Source organism: Curtobacterium sp. NPDC087080 (genome assembly GCF_044745105.1).
In the GTDB taxonomy this organism is placed as follows: domain Bacteria; phylum Actinomycetota; class Actinomycetes; order Actinomycetales; family Microbacteriaceae; genus Curtobacterium.
This window is the reverse complement of record NZ_JBIUZP010000004.1, coordinates 282984-302278: the sequence shown is the minus strand read 5'-3', so window position 1 is coordinate 302278 and position 19295 is coordinate 282984. Positions and strand designations below refer to the sequence as shown.

At 72.9% G+C, this 19295-nt stretch carries 22 protein-coding genes; 11 read left to right on the top strand and 11 right to left on the bottom strand.

The window, feature by feature from the left end; genetic code table 11:
- Window positions 1–14 precede the first annotated feature (14 nt).
- The gene (locus tag ACIPEQ_RS12940; protein WP_402715471.1) at window positions 15–893 is read right to left on the bottom strand and encodes an NAD(P)H-binding protein; all 879 of its coding nucleotides are present in this window, start codon (window positions 891–893) and stop codon (window positions 15–17) included.
- Window positions 894–953: 60 nt separating this feature from the next.
- On the opposite strand from ACIPEQ_RS12940, the gene ACIPEQ_RS12935 reads away from it, so the two are divergent.
- Genes ACIPEQ_RS12935 through ACIPEQ_RS12925 form a run of 3 tightly spaced genes read left to right on the top strand, consistent with a single transcriptional unit; the run spans window position 954 to window position 3303 of the window.
- The gene (locus ACIPEQ_RS12935) at window positions 954–1409 is read left to right on the top strand and encodes a MarR family winged helix-turn-helix transcriptional regulator (RefSeq protein WP_402715470.1); all 456 of its coding nucleotides are present in this window, start codon (window positions 954–956) and stop codon (window positions 1407–1409) included.
- 48 nt (window positions 1410–1457) lie between these two features.
- Complete coding sequence (locus ACIPEQ_RS12930; RefSeq protein ID WP_402715469.1) at window positions 1458–1877, top strand: MarR family winged helix-turn-helix transcriptional regulator; 420 nt, start codon at window positions 1458–1460, stop codon at window positions 1875–1877.
- Window positions 1840–3303: an MFS transporter gene (locus tag ACIPEQ_RS12925; protein WP_402715468.1), complete on the top strand. Its 1464-nt coding sequence runs from the start codon at window positions 1840–1842 to the stop codon at window positions 3301–3303. The genes ACIPEQ_RS12930 and ACIPEQ_RS12925 overlap by 38 nt, the downstream gene beginning before the upstream one ends.
- Window positions 3304–3312: 9 nt before the next feature.
- On the opposite strand, the gene ACIPEQ_RS12920 is transcribed toward ACIPEQ_RS12925, so the two are convergent.
- Together ACIPEQ_RS12920 and ACIPEQ_RS12915 are read right to left on the bottom strand one after the other, a co-directional pair.
- A complete protein-coding gene (locus ACIPEQ_RS12920; protein ID WP_402715467.1) occupies window positions 3313–3975 on the bottom strand; it encodes a hypothetical protein in 663 nt (220 codons plus the stop codon).
- On the bottom strand, window positions 3972–4295 hold the full coding sequence (locus ACIPEQ_RS12915) for a transcriptional regulator (protein ID WP_402715466.1): 324 nt from the start codon (window positions 4293–4295) through the stop codon (window positions 3972–3974). Before ACIPEQ_RS12915 ends, ACIPEQ_RS12920 begins: the two co-directional genes overlap by 4 nt.
- A 219-nt stretch (window positions 4296–4514) precedes the next feature.
- Here ACIPEQ_RS12915 and purU point away from each other — a divergent pair, with 219 nt between their 5' ends.
- From purU to ACIPEQ_RS12895, 4 genes are read left to right on the top strand one after another with little or no spacing between them, the layout of a single operon-like run.
- Complete coding sequence (purU, locus tag ACIPEQ_RS12910) at window positions 4515–5375, top strand: formyltetrahydrofolate deformylase (RefSeq protein ID WP_250366184.1); 861 nt, start codon at window positions 4515–4517, stop codon at window positions 5373–5375.
- Window positions 5376–5382: 7 nt separating this feature from the next.
- A complete protein-coding gene (locus ACIPEQ_RS12905) occupies window positions 5383–5796 on the top strand; it encodes a YrdB family protein (protein ID WP_402715465.1) in 414 nt (137 codons plus the stop codon).
- Window positions 5793–7043, top strand: a complete 1251-nt coding sequence (gene nagA, locus ACIPEQ_RS12900; RefSeq protein ID WP_402715464.1) for an N-acetylglucosamine-6-phosphate deacetylase — start codon at window positions 5793–5795, stop codon at window positions 7041–7043. The genes ACIPEQ_RS12905 and nagA overlap by 4 nt, the downstream gene beginning before the upstream one ends.
- Window positions 7044–7074: 31 nt before the next feature.
- The gene (locus ACIPEQ_RS12895; protein WP_402715463.1) at window positions 7075–7476 is read left to right on the top strand and encodes a VOC family protein; all 402 of its coding nucleotides are present in this window, start codon (window positions 7075–7077) and stop codon (window positions 7474–7476) included.
- A 27-nt stretch (window positions 7477–7503) separates the two neighbouring features.
- On the opposite strand, the gene ACIPEQ_RS12890 is transcribed toward ACIPEQ_RS12895, so the two are convergent.
- The 3 genes from ACIPEQ_RS12890 to ACIPEQ_RS12880 all read right to left on the bottom strand — a co-directional run bounded on the left by ACIPEQ_RS12890 (window position 7504) and on the right by ACIPEQ_RS12880 (window position 10554).
- Window positions 7504–9063 carry an alpha-L-fucosidase gene (locus ACIPEQ_RS12890; protein WP_402715462.1) on the bottom strand — a complete coding sequence of 520 codons (1560 nt, stop codon included), beginning with the start codon at window positions 9061–9063 and terminating at the stop codon, window positions 7504–7506.
- Between the two features lie 84 nt (window positions 9064–9147).
- Window positions 9148–9711 carry a hypothetical protein gene (locus ACIPEQ_RS12885; protein ID WP_402715461.1) on the bottom strand — a complete coding sequence of 188 codons (564 nt, stop codon included), beginning with the start codon at window positions 9709–9711 and terminating at the stop codon, window positions 9148–9150.
- A gap of 15 nt (window positions 9712–9726) precedes the next feature.
- Entirely contained in the window at window positions 9727–10554 is an 828-nt protein-coding gene (locus tag ACIPEQ_RS12880) for a helix-turn-helix transcriptional regulator (protein WP_402715460.1), read from the bottom strand.
- A 122-nt stretch (window positions 10555–10676) separates the two neighbouring features.
- Between ACIPEQ_RS12880 and ACIPEQ_RS12875 the strand changes: the two genes are divergently transcribed.
- Together ACIPEQ_RS12875 and ACIPEQ_RS12870 are read left to right on the top strand one after the other, a co-directional pair.
- Window positions 10677–11615, top strand: a complete 939-nt coding sequence (locus ACIPEQ_RS12875; RefSeq protein ID WP_402715459.1) for an SDR family oxidoreductase — start codon at window positions 10677–10679, stop codon at window positions 11613–11615.
- Window positions 11616–11646: 31 nt separating this feature from the next.
- Complete coding sequence (locus ACIPEQ_RS12870; protein WP_402715458.1) at window positions 11647–12816, top strand: MalY/PatB family protein; 1170 nt, start codon at window positions 11647–11649, stop codon at window positions 12814–12816.
- A gap of 9 nt (window positions 12817–12825) precedes the next feature.
- Here ACIPEQ_RS12870 and nagB read toward each other — a convergent pair whose 3' ends face one another.
- A complete protein-coding gene (nagB, locus tag ACIPEQ_RS12865; protein WP_209675477.1) occupies window positions 12826–13611 on the bottom strand; it encodes a glucosamine-6-phosphate deaminase in 786 nt (261 codons plus the stop codon).
- A 58-nt stretch (window positions 13612–13669) separates the two neighbouring features.
- Here nagB and ACIPEQ_RS12860 point away from each other — a divergent pair, with 58 nt between their 5' ends.
- A complete protein-coding gene (locus ACIPEQ_RS12860) occupies window positions 13670–14149 on the top strand; it encodes an NUDIX hydrolase (protein ID WP_402715457.1) in 480 nt (159 codons plus the stop codon).
- Between the two features lie 159 nt (window positions 14150–14308).
- On the opposite strand, the gene ACIPEQ_RS12855 is transcribed toward ACIPEQ_RS12860, so the two are convergent.
- Genes ACIPEQ_RS12855 through ACIPEQ_RS12840 form a run of 4 tightly spaced genes read right to left on the bottom strand, consistent with a single transcriptional unit; the run spans window position 14309 to window position 18475 of the window.
- Window positions 14309–15379, bottom strand: a complete 1071-nt coding sequence (locus ACIPEQ_RS12855) for an ABC transporter ATP-binding protein (protein ID WP_402715456.1) — start codon at window positions 15377–15379, stop codon at window positions 14309–14311.
- Entirely contained in the window at window positions 15376–16251 is an 876-nt protein-coding gene (locus tag ACIPEQ_RS12850; protein ID WP_402715455.1) for an ABC transporter permease, read from the bottom strand. The genes ACIPEQ_RS12855 and ACIPEQ_RS12850 overlap by 4 nt, the downstream gene beginning before the upstream one ends.
- Window positions 16248–17330, bottom strand: coding sequence for an ABC transporter permease (locus ACIPEQ_RS12845; RefSeq protein WP_402715454.1), 1083 nt, complete (start codon window positions 17328–17330; stop codon window positions 16248–16250). Before ACIPEQ_RS12845 ends, ACIPEQ_RS12850 begins: the two co-directional genes overlap by 4 nt.
- 5 nt (window positions 17331–17335) lie before the next feature.
- The gene (locus ACIPEQ_RS12840) at window positions 17336–18475 is read right to left on the bottom strand and encodes an ABC transporter substrate-binding protein (protein WP_402715453.1); all 1140 of its coding nucleotides are present in this window, start codon (window positions 18473–18475) and stop codon (window positions 17336–17338) included.
- Window positions 18476–18799: 324 nt separating this feature from the next.
- On the opposite strand from ACIPEQ_RS12840, the gene ACIPEQ_RS12835 reads away from it, so the two are divergent.
- Window positions 18800–19237, top strand: coding sequence for a DUF1905 domain-containing protein (locus ACIPEQ_RS12835; protein ID WP_402715452.1), 438 nt, complete (start codon window positions 18800–18802; stop codon window positions 19235–19237).
- Window positions 19238–19295: the final 58 nt, after the last annotated feature.

Here is a 19295-nt window from a genome sequence, read left to right as displayed (position 1 = left end):
GCACGTCCGCCGCGTCAGCTCCGGCCCGTCAGCTGCTCGCGGTGGTCGCGTGCCCAGTCCGCCAGGGACCGCGGCGACCGTCCGGTGATCCGGGTCACGTCGTCGCTCATCACGTCGACGCCGTCGAGTCCGCGGCGGAGCACCCGACCGAACTGCTGCCGGAGCCCCTCCGCCTGCCACGCCGGGACACCGCCGGCGCGGACGACGGTCCGGTAGACGCGGCTCGGCAGGTGCAGGGGACGCACCCGGCGCCCGAGGCCCGACGAGAGCCCGGCCGCGATCCCGTGCGCGTCGAGGGCGTCCGGGCCGGTGAGCACGGGTTCGGTGCCGTCATGGCCGTCGTCGGTCAGCACCGCGGCGGCGGTCCGGGCGACGTCGGCGGTGTCGATCCAGCCCGCTCGTCCCCGACCGGTGGTGTGCGGGTACCAGCCGCGTCGGATCGCCGGTGCGGAGGGCAGCAGGTTCGTCATGAACGCCGACGGGTGCAGGATCGTCCACGCCAGGCCGCTCCCCCGCAGGATCCGGTCGGTCCGCCACGCCGCGGCGGCCCAGGGCATCGGCGAGTGCTCCGCCGCGTCCCCGCCGGACAGGTGCACCACCCGGGGGACGCCCGCCCGCTGCGCCGCACGGACACCGGTCTCGCCCTGCTGCGCCTGGCGCTCGCTGACCGGCGTGACGAGGAAGAACCGGTCGACCCCGTCGAGGGCGTGGGTCAGGGCGTCGAGGTCGTCGAGGTCGGCGAGCCGCGCGTCGATGCCCCGTGCCCGGAGCCGCTCGGCCTGGTCGGGTCGACGGACGACGGCTCGCACCGTCGCTCCGGCGTCGTGCAGCAGCTCGAGCGTCTTCCCGCCGAGGTCGCCGGTGACGCCCGTGATCGCGATCGTGTCGGTCACGGGATCCCTCCTTCGGTATCAGTTTCCTGCTACTCGAACGTACGCCGGTAGGATCGGGCCGTGTCCAGCGAACTCTCGGTGCACCACGACGACGTCGACGCGGTCGCCGCCTGGACGGTGATCCGCGCCGCGCGGGAGCTCGCCCGTCGGCTCGCCGAGGAACTCGAACCCCTCGACCTGAGCCCGGTCGAGTTCGGCGCACTGGTGCAGCTCGCCGCCGGCGGCGAGCACAACCAGGCCGAACTCGCGCGCGCCGTGGGGGTGCGCCCGCAGAGCATGGCCGCACTGGTGGGCGGACTCGAGCGGCGGGGACTCGTGGAGCGGGGTGCGGTGCCGGGTCGGGGACGGGCCTCCCGGCTGCACCTGACCCGTGACGGACGGGAGCTGCTCGCGGAGGCCTGGCCCCGCGTGCAGGCGAGCAACGCCTGGTTCGGCGACGACGTGGACGGACTCGTGGCCGCACTGCGGCCGTTCACGACGGACGGCACCATCGGCGCCGCCGACGGCGTCGTCTGATCGGAAGGCAACCTTGCAAGTTGCCCTGCCGAGTCGTACTGTTCCGTCGTGGAACCGATCGACACGCTCGCGGACGACCTGCTGACCCTGCACGGTCGCATCCGCCGCACGCTGCTCGCCGGGAAGGCCGACGAGGTCACCGCGTCCCAGACCGCCGCGCTCGGTCGGCTCCTGCGCCACGGTGAGAGCACCGTCGCCGACCTCGCGCGCGCCGAGGGCGTCCGCCCACAGTCGATGGGCGCGACCGTGCAGGCGCTCGTCGACCTCGGGCTCGTCGAACGCCGTCCGGACCCGGCGGACGGCCGCCGCACCCTCGTCCGGGCCACGGAGACGGGGTCCCGGGCCCGCGCGGACGCGTGGGCCAACCGTTCCCGCCTGCTCACGGACCGTCTGGCGGCCCTGCCCGAGGACGACCGCGCCACGGTCGCCCGTGCCCTCGCGATCCTCCTGCCGCTCACCGACGACTGACCCCGGAAGAAGCCCCACCACGTCCACCTCGACCTCCCCCGTCCCGACCACCGCCGACACCGGCAGGAGCGGCTTCGGCCCGAAGCTCCTCGTCCCCGTCCTGGTCGGGCCGCTCCTCAACCCGATCAACACGACGATGGTGTCGGTGGCTCTCGCGCCGATCTCGCGCGACCTCGGCATCGGGGCCGCGCAGGCGATCTGGCTCGTCGCAGCGCTCTACCTGGCGAGTGCGATCGCACAGCCGACGATGGGCAAGCTCGCGGACCGGTTCGGCCCGAAGAAGGTCTTCACGGCGGGACTCGTCCTGGTCGGGATCGCGGGCGTCGTGCCCGAGGTGCTGACCGGCTTCGGCGGCGCCGTGTTCGCCCGCGTGCTCATCGGCATCGGGACGTCGTCGGCCTACCCGGCGGCCCTGACCACGCTGCGGCAGCACTCGCTGCGGATCGGGAAACCGACGCCGCCGCTCGTGCTCGGGGCGCTGTCGATCACGTCGCTCGTGTCCGCCGCCGCCGGGCCCCCGCTCGGTGGCGCGCTGATCGCCGCGTTCGGCTGGCACGCGATCTTCCTGGTGAACGTGCCGCTCGCCGTGTTCGGGCTGGTCGTCGCGGGACTCTGGCTGCCGTCCGACCGGCTGCGCCCGCGTGCCGACGAGGACGTCCCGGTGCTGACCGCGCTCGACCCGCTCGGCATGGTGCTCATGACTGGCACGGTGTCGGCGCTGCTGGTGTTCCTGCTCGACCTCGGCGCCGGACTCTGGTGGCTGCTCGCGGTCGCCGTCGTGCTGCTCGTGGCGCTCGTGCTGTGGGAGCTGCGCGCGACGAAGCCCTTCGTCGACGTCCGGCTGCTCGTCCGCAACGGCGCCCTGTCCCGCACCTACGCCCGGCTGTTCCTGACCTACCTGCTCGCGTACACGATGACGTACGGGTTCTCGCAGTGGGTGCAGGACGTCGCGGGCTACCCGAGCGACGTCGCCGGGTACCTGCAGCTGCCGGCCGCCGTCGTCGCCGGGGTGGTGTCGTTCCTGGTCGCGCGACGGACCGCCGTCCGCCGGCCGCTCGTCGTCGCGGCCCTCGTCCCACTGGTCGGCTCCGGGCTCCTGCTCCTGCTGCACGCCGGGTCACCGCTCGTGCTCCTGCTCGTCGTACCGGCGCTGTTCGGGGTGCCGCAAGCGCTGGCATCGGTGTCGAACCAGGCGGCGCTGTACAGGGTGGTGCCCTCGGAGTACATCGGCACGGCGGCCGGGCTCTCGCGCACGAGCATCTACATCGGCGCGATCGCGGCGTCCTCGTTGATCGGCGGGGTGTTCGGGCAGGCCCCGACCACGCCGGACCTGCACGTGCTCGCGTGGGTGATGCTCGGCGTCGGCGTGCTGCTCAGTGTGCTGACGCTCGCGGACCGGGCGCTGGCGCGGGCGGACCAGCGCTGACATGGGGAGTCAGTGCTCGGCGCTGATCGCCGCTTCGATCTCGTCGGCCCAGCCGGTCAGCCTCCGCGCGACCCCCGCCAACTCGGCGGGAGTCACGCCGTACTCACGCACACGCCGCGAACCGATCCTCCGCACCTGTCGGAGCGCCTCCGCGAAGAGCTGCCGATCGAAGCCGTCGTCGTGTTCCGACGCACCGTCGAGGAGCTCGGCATCAGAGAACCTCCCGCTCTGCCGGATCGCGTCGACGTCGAGGAAGTCACGCGCTTCCGCGCGCGAGAACAAGGCCGCGACCTTGTTGGACACCGCGTCGTACTCGTCGAGCACCATACCGAGTGCGAGCACGACGGGCTGCCGTGCGCGCCAGTCCGTCCCGAGGTCGACCTCGACCGCCTCGTCTCCGGATGCGACCCGGAGTCGTGCGAAGAGCTCGAAGCGTCTGACGACGTCGACGACGAACCCCTCGCAGCCGAGCTGTGCGACGACGTCGTCGAGGGCACGGTCGAACGCTGCTGCGTCCCGTCGGTCCGTGAAGAGGTCCACGTCAGCAGTAGGACGGCACGTGAACCCGTGCTCACGGATGGCGCCGGAACCAGCGAGCGCGAACCCGGAGTCGTTCGTCGCGGCGAGCGCGATCGACGCCACGCGTCGCTGCATCGCCTCGCCGGCGATCACGAGACGAGTTCCGGGAACCGGCTCTCCCACGTTCGCCTGATCCGGACGGGCAGGAAGAGGCTCGACCACCACCGCCGCAGGACCACCGGACTGACCAGGGCCTGGACGTCGGCCAGTGTGCCCTCACGCAAGGTCGCTTCGTACGCCTTGGCGATGTCGTCCCAGTGGGCCAGGTCGACGACCGGATCTGGCCCCCAGTACACCGAATCCGGCAGGCGGAGCGATCCCTCGGACGGCCCTACGAGATCGTCCAGGCTGCCGGGCACCGCGAAGTCGCGCGTGGACTCGGTCCGGACCCGCACCACTGTCTCGATCGTCATGGCACCCTCCTCCTCGAGGGTACCGAGGCTCCCAGGACCGGACCAGCCCTTGTGGACACGGTCACCGGTGGGGGTCCCGCCGCCCGCCACGCGCAGGCCGCGCGCCGGACGCACCACGGGCCTCCCGACCGAGGCGCCGAAACGCCGGAACGCCGAAGCACCGGAACGGCGGAGCACCGGAAGGCCGGACCGCCGGACCGCCCCGGTACCCTGATCTCCGTGACCGACCCGAACCCCACGCACTGGACCCTCACGCTCGTCTGCGACGACCAGCCCGGGATCGTGCACGCCGTGTCCGGAGCCGTCGTGGCGGCCAACGGCAACATCACCGAGTCGCAGCAGTTCTCGAGCGCCGACACGAACTCGTTCTTCATGCGACTGCAGGTCCTGGCGCCGGTCGACCGCGAGGCCTTCGAGCAGGCCCTCGCGCCCGTCGTCCAGCGCTACGACATGCGTGTCCAGCTCGACGTCGTCGGACGTCCGATGCGCACCCTGGTGCTCGTGTCGAAGGCCGGGCACTGCCTGAACGACCTGCTGTACCGGCAGCGCGGTGGGCAGCTGCCGATCGAGGTCCCGCTCGTCCTGTCGAACCACGCCGACCTGTCCGGCCTCGCGTCGTTCTACTCGGTGCCGTTCGAGCACCGACCGGTCTCCGACCCCGCCTCGAAGCAGGCGATGGAGCAGCGGATCCTCGAGGCCGTCGAGGAGCACGACATCGAACTCGTCGTCCTCGCGCGCTACATGCAGATCCTCTCGCCGGAGCTGTGCGCCGCGCTCGAGGGCCGCGCGGTCAACATCCACCACTCGTTCCTGCCCGGCTTCAAGGGCGCGAACCCGTACCGGCAGGCGCACGCCCGCGGCGTGAAGCTCATCGGTGCGACGGCCCACTTCGTGACGAGCGACCTCGACGAGGGGCCGATCATCGAGCAGAACGTCGTCCGCGTCGACCACACGAAGGAACCCGCCGAGCTGGTCTCGATCGGCCAGGACGAGGAGTCCCGCACCCTGACGCAGGCGGTGCGCTGGATCGCGGAGGACCGCGTCCTGCTCGACGGCGCCCGCACCATCATCTTCAAGTAGGCGCCGCATGACGAACGCACCGCAGAGTCCCGTCGACTGGGGCGAGGTCCCACCGCCCACCGACCCGGCACCCGCACGCCCCCGGGCGTCCGTCTCCGCCTGGGTGGTGCTGCGCGTGCTGGTGTGCGCGTTCGGGCTGCTGTCGCTGGCGTACTGGGGCTACCTCGCGTGGCCGTTCCCGTTCCCCGGCGCGCTGTTCATGGTCGGGGCGCCGCTGTTCGCCGCGGTCGTCTGGTTCCTCTTCCGATCGCCGCGCTCGCCGATCGACACGGACGTGGTGGGCAAGGTGGTCGTCGAGACCGCGCTGGTCATCGCGGCGGGTGGCGCCTGGGTGTCGCTCGGGCACCCGGTGGTCGGGTTGGTCTTCGTGCTGGTCGCGGCACTCTCCGGGGTGGTCGCGTTCCGGCGGGAGACGGCGTGAGCAGCGGGGCTGCGTCGGTGTCCGGCTCCGGTTCCGTTCCTGTCTCCGGCTCCGGTTCCGGCTCCGGTTCCGGCTCCGGCTCCGGCCGGGAGGCGCGGCGCACGCTCGTCCGTTCCGGTCGCCTCGTCGACGTGGCCGGGTCGGTGGACGACGGCTGGGTCCTGCTCGCAGGTGACGTGATCGAGGCGGTCGGCGCCGGAGCCGACCTGCCGACAGCCGCCTCGTCCGCCGAGGTCGTCGACCTCGGCGACGCCGTCCTGACGCCCGGCTTCGTCGACCTGCACGGGCACGGTGGTGGTGGTGCGGCCTACGAGGACGACACCTTCGACGCCGCCCTCGCGGTCCACCGGGCGCACGGCACGACCCGCTCGGTCCTGTCGCTCGTCGCGAACCCGCTGTCGTCGCTCGCCGCGTCGCTCGACCGGATCCGCACCGTCGCCGCAGTCGACCCGCTCGTGCTCGGCGCGCACCTCGAGGGCCCGTTCCTCTCCCCCGACAACAAGGGCGCACACAACGCCGCACACCTGGTCGATCCGTCGCCGACCGCGGTGGACGCCCTGCTCGCCGCAGGTGCCGGGGTTCTGCGGCAGGTCACGATCGCACCCGAGCTGCCGGGAGCACTCGACGCGGTCCGCCGCTTCGTCGACGCCGGGGTCACGGTCGCCGTGGGCCACACCGTCTGCTCGTACGACCAGGCCCGAGCGGCCTTCGACGCCGGAGCCACCGTGCTCACCCACGCGTGCAACGCGATGCCGGGGGTGCACCACCGGGCGCCGGGCCCGATCGCCGCGGCACTCGAGGACGACCGCGTGACCCTCGAACTCATCCTCGACGGCGTGCACGTGCACCCCGCCGTCGCCCGGGTGCTCCTGCGCGCCGCCCCCGGCCGGGTCGCGCTCATCACCGACGCGATGGCCGCAGCGGGTTCGCCCGACGGCTCCTACGCGCTCGGGTCGCTGTCGGTGGACGTCGTGGACGGCGTCGCACGGGTCGCCGGGACGGACACGATCGCGGGCTCGACGCTGACGCAGGACGCAGCGCTGCGGCTCGCCGTGTCGTCCGCCGGGGCCACGCTGCCCGAGGCGGTCGCGGCGCTGACGAGCACACCGGCCGCGGCGCTGGGGCTCGGGGACCGCCTCGGACGGATCGCGCCCGGGTACGCAGCGGACCTCGTGGCACTCTCGCCCGCTCTCGAGGTGCAGCGGGTGTGGGGAGCCGGTCGGGAGCTGGTGCCCGCCGGGTCTTGACCGAGGCGGCGCGCGGCGGGACCATCACTTCGTGAGCCTCTTCGTCTCCTGCCCGGTCGCGAGCGTCGAGCGCGCCACCGCGTTCTACACGTCCCTCGGGTGGACGGTCGACCCGCGGATGTCGCGGGACGACGTCTCGTGCATCGTGTTCGGCCCCGACCAGTACCTGATGCTCAGCAGCCGTGAGGCGTACGCGAGCGTCGGCGGGACCGAGGACCTGGTCGGTGGCCCGGACACCCCGTCGAAGGTCACGCTCTCGTTCGACCTCGACAGCCGTGAGGCCATCGACGAGCTGATCGAGCGGGCCCGTGCTGCCGGTGGCCGGATCGGTGACACCGACGAGTACACGTTCATGTACCAGCGGCAGTTCGACGACCCGGACGGGTACCACTGGTCACCGTTCTGGATGCGCCCCGACACCGCTGGCGCCTGACGACGACCACCCGCTCCCGCCGGGTGGTCACTGGTGCAGGAAGTCCTGGCGGGGCTGTTCCTGCTCCGGCGCGAAGCGGATCCGCAGCACGGGCCCGCTGTGCTCGGTCGTGGAGCCGCTGATCGCCACCTCGAGGGCGTCCGGGGTGCGGTCCCACCGGGTGACCGAGCCGGAGCCGAGCACCGCGACGTCGCTGATGGTGCGGGTGAGCAGCGCGGACGTCGACGCGAGGGCACGAAGCCGTGCGACGCCGTCGTCGGGCTGTGCGAGCAGGACCGCGTAGAGGGCATCCCCCGTGACGTCGTGCCGCACGGTGTACCGGACGTCCTCCGCCGTGTTCGCCGGCGCGGCAGCGTCGACGAACGATCCGGCGGTCACCGCGGTCGGCCCCTCGGACGGCACGGTCCAGGGGCGGGTGCCGTAGATCGCCTCGCCGTGCAGGCCGAGCCAGTGCCCGATGCCCTCGAGCAGGTGCTGCTCCTCGGCCGGGATCGTGCCGTCCGGCTTCGGGCCGACGTTGAGCAGCAGCACCCCGCGCTTCGAGACGACGTCGACGAGCTCGGCGACGAGCTCGCGGACGCTCTTGTACTCGTGGCCCTCGACCCAGCACCAGGACGTCCGCGACACTGACGTGTCGTTCTGCCAGACGGTCGGCTCGACCCCGGCGACGGCACCGCGCTCGATGTCGTAGACCGCGGCGCCGGGCGCGAAGGCTCCCCACTTGTAGTTGATGACGACCTCGCGGCCCCACTCCGCCGCGCGGTTGTAGTAGTACGCGGCGAGGGTCCGGAGCACCGGGGCGAACGCCGGCTGCTCGATCCACCAGTCGAACCAGAGCACCTGCGGCCGGTACTTGTCGATGACCTCGACGGTGCGCAGGAGCCAGTCCTCGAGGAAGCGCTCGTTCGGAGCCGTCTCCTCACGCTGGGCGGGGCCGTAGAAGTCCGACCACCGCGGGTCGAGCACGTCGGAGTCGAACCGGGCGCCGCCGTTCATGAAGAACCAGTGCTCGGCACGGTGCGACGAGGCACCGCGGATCATCCAGGCCTCGTCGACCGCTCGGGAGAGGTCGCCGAAGACGTCGCGCCGCGGGCCCATCCGCGCGGCACTCCACCGGGAGCGGTCCGTGTCGTACATCGCGAAGCCGTCGTGGTGCTCGGCGACGGGGACGACGAACTGCGCGCCGGCGCGACGGAACAGCGCGGCCCACTCGGCCGGGTCGAAGTGCTCCATCGTGAACGACGGGATGAAGTCCTTGTACCCGAAGTCCCGGTGCTCGCCGTGGGTGGCGAGGTGGTGCTCGTACGCGTCGGTGCCCTGCCGGTACATCTCGCGGGAGTACCACTCGTTGCCGAACGCCGGGACGGAGTACACGCCCCAGTGCAGGAAGACGCCGAACTTCGCGTCCTCGTACCAGCGTGGAGGCTCGTAGGCGGCCAAGGACTCCCACGTCGCGTCGAAGGGTCCGGCGGCGACGACCTCGTGCACGGCACGCAGCGCCTCGGAGTCGTCGCTGACGTCGACCGGTTCCGGGAGCGACTCCGGGTCGAGCGGGGTGGGACGGTCCGGCACGGCGCGTTCTGGCAAGAGGCACTCCTTCGTGCGTCGACTGCGGTCTCCCACTCCTACCGGTCGCGCCCGGGAGTCCGGTGCATCGTCGGCGGCTTGCGGTCAGGGCAGTCGGACCACGACCCGTGCCGTCGACGGGCCGCCGCACTGCTCGCTCCCGCCGTGCCGGACCCACGTGAAGCGGACGTCCCGTTCGACGAGCACCCGGTCGTCCGCGCCGATGACCGCGACGCGGCCGCGCTCGTCGGTCCCCGTCGTCGGCACGGACCAGACGTCGCCGTCCGGTGTGGGCGTCGGGAACACCGGGGAGCGAGCCGCGTCGTCCGTCGGCACGGACGCGTCCGAGGACGGGACACCGACCGGTGGTCCGCCGGGTGTGGCGTCCCCGGGAGCGGTCGGGGGCACCGGCGGCGAGGGTTCCCCGGGCGTGCAGTCCGCGCCCTGGCAGACGTCGACGCCCGCGACGCCGGACGCCGGGTCCGCCGAGCCCGGGACCTCGACCGCGACGGTGTTGCTCCAGCCGATCGCCGTGCACGCCGTCGGCCCGACGCCGGAGCACCCGGTCGCCACGAGCACCAGCACGGCCGATGCCGATGCCGTGGCCAGTCCGCTCGTCCCCCGACGCATGCGTCCATGGTCGCCGAACGACCGCGGGTCGGTGGTCACGATCCGGGGACGGTCTCAGCCCGCGAGGACGGACAGCAGCCGGAGCCGGTCGTGGCTCTCGGTCCCCGGGACCGCGGTGTACACGAGCAGCACGTGCGCCTGCTCCGGGTCGAGGAGCACCTGACAGTGCAGCTCGACCCGGCCGACCTCGGGGTGGTCGTAGCGCTTGACGGACCCCGGGACGAGGCCGACCTCGTGCCGGTCCCACAGCGCGCGGAACTCGTCGGAGCGCTGCAGGAGCTCGTCGGCGAGCCGTGCCGCCCGGGAGCCGGCCCCGCGACGCGTCGCGACCTCGCGCAGCGAAGACACGTAGAGCCGCGCGGTCGCGTCCCGGTCCTCCGGTGGGAACAGGTTCCTCGCACGCGGTTCCGTGAACCAGCGCCAGCCGATCGAACGGGCTGACCCCTGCCGCTGGCTCGCGTCGCCGAACAGGGCGGCGGCGAGCGGTGTCTGCAGGAGCGTCTCACCGAGCTCCGTGACGACCTCGGCCGGGGTGTCCACCAGGCGGTCGAAGATGCGCATCATCCCGGGGCCCACGTGGTCCGAGCCCGCGCCGGACTCCGGTGGGCGATGGCCGGCGAGCCGGAAGACGTGGTCGCGTTCCGCCGGGCTCAGGTGGAGTCCCTGGGCGATCGCGGCGACCATCTGCTCGGACGGCTGCGGACCCGTGCCGCGTTCGAGCCGCGCGTAGTAGTCCGCGGACATGTGGCAGAGCGCCGCGACCTCCTCGCGGCGCAGTCCGGACGTCCGGCGCCGCTGCCCCGGCGGGAGGCCGACGTCGGACGGTTGCAGGGCCTCCCGTCGTGTGCGGAGGTACGCGCCGAGCTCCGGTCGATCGATCACGGGTCCATCCTCGCCGGTGCACGTCCTCCGCAGCCACGGTCCGTCAGGTCCTGGTTGCGGGCGGTCGGCCGCCGCAGGCTGGCACCAGCCCGACCACGGGCGACGACGACGAGGAGACCACCGTGCCGAGACGCCCCATCGACACCACCCTGCCGCGACTGGACGGTACCCGCGCCGTCGTCACCGGCGCCAGCGACGGCATCGGCCTGGGCATCGCGACGGCGCTCGCCGGAGCCGGAGCCGCGGTCGTGCTGCCCGTCCGCAACCCGGCGAAGGGCGAGGCGGCGCGAGCCCGGGTGCAGCGCGAGCACCCCGACGCCGTCGTGGAGCTCGGCACGATGGACCTGTCGTCCCTGGCGTCGGTGGACGCGTTCGCGGACTCGATGCTCGCGGAGGGCACGCCGGTCGACCTGCTCGTGGGCAACGCGGGCGTGATGACCCCGCCCGAGCGGCAGACGACCGCCGACGGCTTCGAGCTGCAGCTCGGCACGAACCACCTCGGACACGTCGCACTCGTCCGTGGGCTCCTCCCGCTGCTGCGTGCGGCGCGCGGGCACGTCACCTCGCAGGTCAGCATCGTCGCGCGGAGCGGCTCCGTGCACTGGGAGGACCCGAACTGGGAGCGCAGCTACGACGGGATGCGCGCGTACCGGCAGTCGAAGATCGCGTTCGGCCTGTTCGGGCTCGAGCTCGGTCGACGCAGCGCCGAGCGCGGATGGGGCATCACGAGCAACCTCGCGCACCCGGGCGTCGCACCGACGAGCCTGCTCGCCGCGCGCCCCGAGCTCGGCCGGAGCGGCGACACGCCCCAGGTCCGGGTGATCCGCTGGCTGTCCGCGCGAGGCCTGCTCGTCGGGACCTCGCGCACCGCTGGACTGCCCGCACTCGTCGCAGCCACCGACCCGGCCGTGCGGGACGGCGGCTTCGTCGGGCCGACCGGCCCGGGCGGTGTCGGGGGTGCACCGGGGCGGCTCGAGCTCTGGAAGCCGCTCCGCAGTGCCGAGGACGCCCGACGCGTGTGGGAGCTGTCCGAGGAGCTGCTCGGCACGTCGGTCGCGTGACGTCCGCGACCGCCGCTGTCAGGATGGCCGCATGAGCGTCATGGTGAGCGTGTTCGATGCGCAGCGCACCCGCACGAGCGAGAAGTACACGGCGTACCCGCCCGAGGTCCTGCCGATGTTCGTCGCCGAGATGGACTCCGTCCCCGCCGAGCCGGTGCACGACGCACTCGAGCGCGCGGTCCGGAACGGGGACACCGGGTACGTCGGGCACACTCGGGTGCTCCCCGAGGTCTTCGCCGACTTCGCCGGCCGCCGGTGGGGATGGGACGTCGACCCGGACCTCGTCCGGACCACCACCGACGTGTCGGTCGCGGCGGTCGAGGTGCTCCGCCGGATCATCGACCCCGGCGACCAGGTCGTCCTCATGCCGCCCGTCTACCCGCCGTTCTGGGAGTACGTCCGCGAGGCCGGCGGAGCCGTCACCGAGGTGCCGCTGCTCGCCCCGGACGGCGAGCCGGACCCGTTCGGTACGACGGCCGGCTGGCGGATGGACCTCGCCGGGATCGAGCGCGCCTTCGCCGACGGTGCCCGTACCGTGCTGCTCTGCAACCCGCACAACCCCCTCGGCCTCGTGCACGCCCGCGAGGACCTCGTGGCACTCGCCCGGCTCGCCGCGGCGTGGGACGCCGTCGTCGTCTCCGACGAGATCCACGCGCCGCTCGTGCACGCGGACGCGGTGTTCACGCCGTTCCTCACCTGCGGACCCGAGGCGGTGGAGCACGGCGTCGCCCTGACGAGCGCGAGCAAGGCGTGGAACCTGGCCGGGACGAAGTGCGCGCTGATGGTCGGCGCGTCCGAGCGGGCACGCGCTTGGTTCGACGGACTACCCGTCGAGGTCGTCGAGCGCACCGGGATCCTCGGGTACACCGCGAGCGTCGCCGCCTTCCGGGACGGGGAGCCCTGGCTCGCGTCGCTGCTCGCCGAGCTGGCCGGCAACCGTCGTGTCCTCGCCGAGGAGCTCGGCAGCGCCCTGCCCGGCGCGGGGTACCGGCAGCCGCAGGCGTCCTACCTGGCCTGGCTCGACCTGCGCGCCCTGCCGTGGGGCGAGGACCCGGCCCTGCAGCTGGTCGACCGGGCGAAGGTCGCGCTGACGAACGGCCGCGACTTCGGCCGGCCGGGCATCGGCCACGCCCGGCTCAACTTCGGGTGCTCCGAGGAGACCCTGCGCGAGGGGTTGGCCCGCCTGGCCTCAGCCCGCTGACCCCGTGGGTCACTCGAAGCGCTGCCACTCCGGCTTGTGCGCGTACGTGTACCGGTAGTAGTCGGCCAGGCGCAGCCCGGCGGCCGCCTCCTCGTCCACCACGACGGTCGCGTGCTCGTGCAGTTGCAGCGCCGAGCCGGGCACGAACGACGACAGCGGCCCCTCGACCGCGGCGGCGACGGCGTCGGCCTTGGCGGAGCCCTGCGCGACGAGGACGAGCTCGCGCGCCTCGAGGATCGTGCCGAGACCCTGCGTCATGCAGTGCGTCGGCACGTCGTCGAGGGAGTCGAAGAAGCGGGCGTTGGCCTCGCGCGTGGACGGCGCCAGGGTCTTGATGCGCGTCCGGGACGCGAACGACGACGTCGGCTCGTTGAACCCGATGTGCCCGTTCGCCCCGATGCCGAGGATCTGCACGTCGACACCGCCGGCGGCCCGGATCGCGGCGTCGTACTCCTTGGCCGCGAACGCCAGGTCCGTCGCGCGGCCGTCCGGCACCCGCACGCGCGAGGGGTCGAACCCGAGCGGCTCGACCACGTCGCGGGCGATGACCGACGCGTACGACTCCGGGTGCTCGAGCGGGATGCCGACGTACTCGTCGAGGGCGAACCCACGTGCGGCGGCGAAGGACACCTCGCCCGCCTCGACCCGGCGGCGCAGGTCGGCGTAGATGCCCTGCGGGCTCGACCCGGTGGCGAGGCCCACGACGGCGGACGGCTTCTCGGCGACGACCGAGGCGATCTTGGCGGCGGCGACGCGACCGACCTCGGCCGGCGTCGGCAGGATGATGATCTCCACGCCGTCACCCTACTGGTCATGACCAGTCGGCGACAGGGGCGATCGGTAGCGTGGAGGCATGCCGACCCCTGACTTCGTCCTGTCCCTGCGCGAGAAGGTCGGGAACGACCCGCTCTGGATGACGGGCATCACCGCCGTCGTCACGCGCGGCGAGGGTCCCGACCGCGAGCTGCTCGTCGTCCGGCGCGCGGACAACGGCGCGCTGACGCCGGTGACGGGCATCGTCGACCCGGGCGAGGAGCCCGCGGTCGCCGCCGAGCGCGAGGTGCTCGAGGAGGCCGACGTCGTCGCGGTCGCCGAGCGCCTGAACTGGGTGCACGTCCTGCCGGAGATGACCTACCCGAACGGTGACCGCGCGCAGTACCTCGACCTCGTGTTCGCCTGCCGGTACGTGTCCGGCACGCCGGCGCCCGCCGACGGCGAGAACACCGAGGCGTTCTGGGCCCGGCTCGACGCCCTGCCGGAGATGTCCGCGGACATGATCGCCCGGGTCGAGGCGGGCCTGTCCGACGAGCCGGCCGCGCGCTTCGAGCGCTGACCGTACCGGACGGGAGGCACGGTGCGGGCCCGCCCCGCGCCTCCCGTCCGGAACCGCTCGCGTCCGTGGCCCGGGCCGAGTCTCGGGGTGAACGACGGTTCTCATGCCCTGCGGCCCGCGATCCGTCGCGTAGCCCGAGTCTCGGAGACGCCCGGGCCGCTAGGCGAGCGGGGCGACCGCGACCGGAGCGCCGAGCAGCCGCACGGCCACTGCGTCACCGGCGACGCGACGGTCGCCGACCTCGTGCTGCACCGTCACGACCGTGTCGTCGTCGAGCCGGACCGTCGTGCGGCGGATCGAGCCGAGGAAGCTCGACGCGACGACGGTGCCGGTGACGCCCTCCGCGGCGAAGGCGACGTCCTCGGGGCGGACGTAGGCGAGCACCGGGCCGTCCGCGGTGTCCCCCGCGAGCGCCGGGACGCGGAAGCCGTAGACGAAGACGTCGCCGCCGCGCAGGTCCCCTCGCAGGCGGTTCGACTGCCCGACGAAGTCCGCCGTGAACGCCGAGACCGGGTGGCGGTAGAGCTCCTCGGGGGTGCCTACCTGCTCGATGCCGCCGGCGTTCATCACCGCGATGCGGTCGGAGACGGCGAGCGCTTCCTCCTGGTCGTGGGTGACGAACACGGTCGTGATGCCGAGGTCGCTCTGGATGCGACGGATCTCGTCGCGCAGGGACACCCGCACCTTCGCGTCGAGCGCGGACAGCGGCTCGTCGAGCAGGAGCACGCGCGGCCGGGTCACGAGCGCGCGGGCGAGGGCGACGCGCTGCTGCTGTCCGCCGGAGAGCTGGTGCGGGAACCGGTCGGCGAAGTCGGCGAGGTGCACCATGTCGAGCGCCTCGATGACCCGCTCGCGGCGAGCTGCGGTGGCGACCTTGCGCATCTCGAGGCCGAACGACACGTTCTGCCGCACCGTCATGTGCGGGAACAGCGAGTACTGCTGGAACACCATGCCGATGTCGCGCCGCTCGACCGGCACGGCGGCGACGTCCGCCCCGTCGATGCGGATCGCGCCGGAGTCGATCGCCTCGAGCCCGGCGAGCGCCCGGAGCGCCGTGGTCTTGCCGCAGCCGGACGGCCCGAGCAGCGAGACGAACTCGCCGGGCTCGATGCGGAGCGACAGGCCGGCGAGCGCACGGTGAGGGCCGTAGTGCTTCTCGACGGCGTCGAGCTCGACGGTCGCCCCCTCGGTGGACAGCGACGCCGGGGCGGCAGGGGCGGTGACGGTCATGCGGACTCCTTCGGGGTGCGCCGGCGGCCCGCGCCGAGCCGGCCGATGACGACGAGCAGCACGAAGCCGAACAGCAGTGCGGCGAGCGAGAAGACCGCGGCGACGTACGGGTCGGTCTGCTGCACGAGCACGAGGGCGGTCTGGAACGTGGTGCGCGAGAGGAACGAGGCGAGGGTGTACTCGCCGAGGACGACCGTGATGGTCAGGAAGCACGCGGCCGTGATGCCACGACGGAGGTTCGGCAGCAGGATCCGCCACGTCACGGTCCACCACGAGGCGCCGAGCGAGCGAGCGGCCTCGGACAGCACCGTGACGTCGACCGAGGTCAGCGCCGCGGCGATCGGACGGAACGCGAACGGCAGCGACACGATGCCGATCGCGGGGGCCAGGGTCCACGCGCCCGAACCGAGGACCTGCGCCACCACCTGGTACACGGGGATGAAGCCGACGACGAGCACCACCACGGGCACGGTGATCGGCACCAGGCAGACGAACTCGAGCACACGGCGCAGGCGGGGGTGGCGGAGCGCGGTGACGATCTGGGCGGGCAGCAGCACGAACAGCACGATCGCGACGGTGATGACCGCGATGAGCAGCGACGCCGCGAGGCCGTCGAACACCGGCTGGTACGTCGCGGTGTTCGCGGGGTCGACGATCGCCGCGTAGTGGTCGAGGGTGAGACCGCCGTCGGTGCCCTGTCGGAAGGTGAACTGGGCCAGGGCGACCAGCGGCACGGCGAAGACGAGTCCGACCAGGGTGAGCACGACGACGGCGGTGACCCGCGACGGGGCGACGCCGAAGCGGCCGGGGCGGGTGGAGCCTCCAGGCCGGGGTGCGGTCGCCACGGGGCGGACCGACGACACGGCGGTCACCGCTGCCACCTCGCGGCGCGACGCTGGAGCAGCGAGTAGGCGCCCATCACGACCGCCATGACCACGACCATGCCGAGTGCGAGCACCCCGGCGACGTTCTGCAGTCCGATGATCGTCTCGCTCGTGAGCTGGGCGCGGATCGTCAGCGGGACGATGCCGCCCTGCGAGATGAGTGCTGCGGCGGTCGCGAACGACGAGAACGCGTTCGCGAAGAGCAGGAGCAGCGAGCCCCAGAACGCCGGCGCGAGCACGGGCAGGGCGATGCGCCGCCAGTACGTCGCGCGCGAGGCGCCGAGGGTCGCGGCGGCCTCGCCCCACTGGGAGCGGACCCCCTCGAGGGCGGGCATGAACGTGAGGACCATGAGCGGCACCTGGAAGTAGACGTAGGGGATGACGAGGCCGGGCACGGTGTAGAGGAAGGCGCCGCCGGCGTTGAGGTCGAGGCCGAAGGCCGAGACCAGCCAGGTGGTGACGAGACCCTGCGCGCCGATCGTCGCGATGAACGCGAAGGCGAGCATCACGCCGCCGAACTGGGCGAGCACGCTCGCTGCCGAGTCGATCATCGAGCGCACGAGCCCGTCGGGACGGAGCGCGGAGAGCGCCCAGCACACCAGGGCGCCGACGACCGCGCCGATCACGGCCGAGACCGCGGACAGGCCGAACGAGCCGCCGAAGGCGCGGAGGACCGACGGGTCGCGGAACGCTGCGAGGTTCGCGAGGGTGAACGCCCCGTCGCCGGTCGTGAAGCCGCTCCCCACCGCGATCACGGTGGGGACGGCGAGGAACAGCAGGACGTACGCGGCGAACGGGGTGAGGCCGAGCCAGGCGAGGCCGGGGCGGCGCCGGGATCGGGTCCCAGCGCCACGGGTGGTCGCATCGGCGCCGGTCGGCTCGACGGGGGCCGCCGCCGCGCTGGTGGCGGCGGGGACCGGCACTGCGGTGCCCGCGCTCGTGCCCGTCGTGCCCGTGCCCGTCGTGCCCGTCGTGCCCGTGCCCGTGCTCGTGCTCGCCCCTGTGCTCGCGCCCGTGCTCGCGCCCGGGGCGAACGCGCTGCCGCCCGGCGCCGATGCGGTCGTCACGGCTGTCAGGACCCCATCGTGGCGGACCACTTCGCGGCGAGGACCTTCGCCGCGTCGGTCACCTGCGCGTCGGTCAGCTCGACGTAGTCCTTCGGCATGCCACCGGCAGCCTGGAGCGCGTCCTCGTCGACCTTGCCCGACTGCTCCATCGCCGCGAGGGTCGACGGGAAGGCGCCGGCCTGCAGGTACAGGTTCTGCGCGTCCGGGCTGGCGATGTACTCCTGCCAGAGGCGCGCTGCCGCGGGGTGCGGCGCGTCCTTGTTGATCGCCTGCGAGTAGTACGAGCCGAGCGCCTGCCCCTCGGGGACGACGGTCTTCCAGTTCTGGTTGCCGCTCGAACCGGCGGCCGGACCCCAGGCGAGGTTGTTGTAGGACCACTGGACGACGACCGGGGTCTCACCCGACGCGACGGTCGCCTGCGTGGGCAGCACGTTCTGGAAGTTGCCGGCCTGCTTCAGCTTGCCGAAGTAGTCGACACCCTTGGTGATGTCGTCCGCCGAGCCGCCGTTCTCGAGCGCGGCGAGGTACACCGCCGAGGCGGCCTGGTTCGCCTGCGTCGGGTCGCCCGCGATCGAGACCTTGCCCTTGTACTCGCTGCCGAGCAGGTCGTTCAGGTCCTTCGGGGCGTCCTTGATCTTCGACGAGTCGTACCCGATCGACATGAGGCCCGTGTAGTCACGCGTCCACTTGCCGTCCGCGTCCTTCAGCGTGTCCGGGATGTCCGACCAGTTCGCCACCTTGTAGTCGGTGAGCAGGTCGAGGTTCTGCTGCATCACCGCGTTGCCGAGGTCGAGCACGTCGGGCGCGGTCGACTGGCCCTGCTGCGACTTGACCGCCGCGACCTCGTCGGCACTGGAGCCGTTGGGGTTGGCCGAGTTGATCTTGATGTCGTACTTCTTCTCGAAGCCGTCGATGATCTTGCCGTAGTTCGCCCAGGTCGGCGGGAGGGCGATGACGTTGAGCTGCCCCTCGGCCTTCGCGGCCTTGACGAGGGCGTCCATGCCGCCGGCCGACTCGGCGCTCGTGGCGGTCTTCCAGTCGGTGTCGCTCGACGTCGACGCGCTGCTCGTCGCCGAGCAACCGGCCAGGGTGACGACTGCTGCTGCGGCCAGGGCGATGCCGGCCAGGGTGCGGGTGTGCTGCACGGGGTGTGCCTTCCGGGAGCTGTGGGGGGTTCGGGTGTCCGGGGGTCCGGGTTCGGCACGATCGTGGACGCGCCCGGTTTCGGGGTCGTGCTGCGGCGGTGAACGGTGGCGGAACAGCGGGTGCGGCTGTACGGTTTCGCTGCCGGGGACGGTCCCCGGCAAGGGTCGGTCGCGGCGGGCTCGACGTCCGGTCGCGCGGTGCGCGCTCGACCGGTACGACGCTCGGTCGCGCCGGCGGTACGGGTGCGGTCGCGTCGGCCGCGCCGGTGCGGTCGCGTCGGCCGCGCGGGTGCGGCCACGACCGCGGACAGCCGGGAGGCACTGGTGCAGTTCACGACGACGGTCCTGCAGGCGAGGAAGACGGCCACCGGCCTGCCCGTCCCCGAGGAGGTCATCGACGCCCTCGGCTCCGGGAAGCGCCCCGCCGTGGTCGTCACGATCGACGGCGGTCACACCTACCGGTCCATGGTCGGCGTGATGGGCGGGCAGTTCCTGGTCCCGCTGTCCGAGGCGCATCGCACCGCAGCGGGCATCGCCGCCGGGGACACCGTCGAGGTCACGCTCGAGGTCGACACCCTGCCGCGGACGGTCGAGCTGCCCTCCGACCTGGCGGCGGCGTTCGACGAGGCCGGGGTCCGGGCGGCCTACGAGACCCTGTCGGCCTCACGGCAGCGGGCGCTCGTGGACCCGGTGCTCGCCGCGAAGGCCCCGGAGACGCGGCAGCGCCGGGTCGACAAGGCCGTGTGGTCGTTGCGCGGGTAGGCGGGTGTTGCTGTTCCGCGCGGAGGAGGTCGTTCCGCGCGTAGGAGGTCGTTTCGCG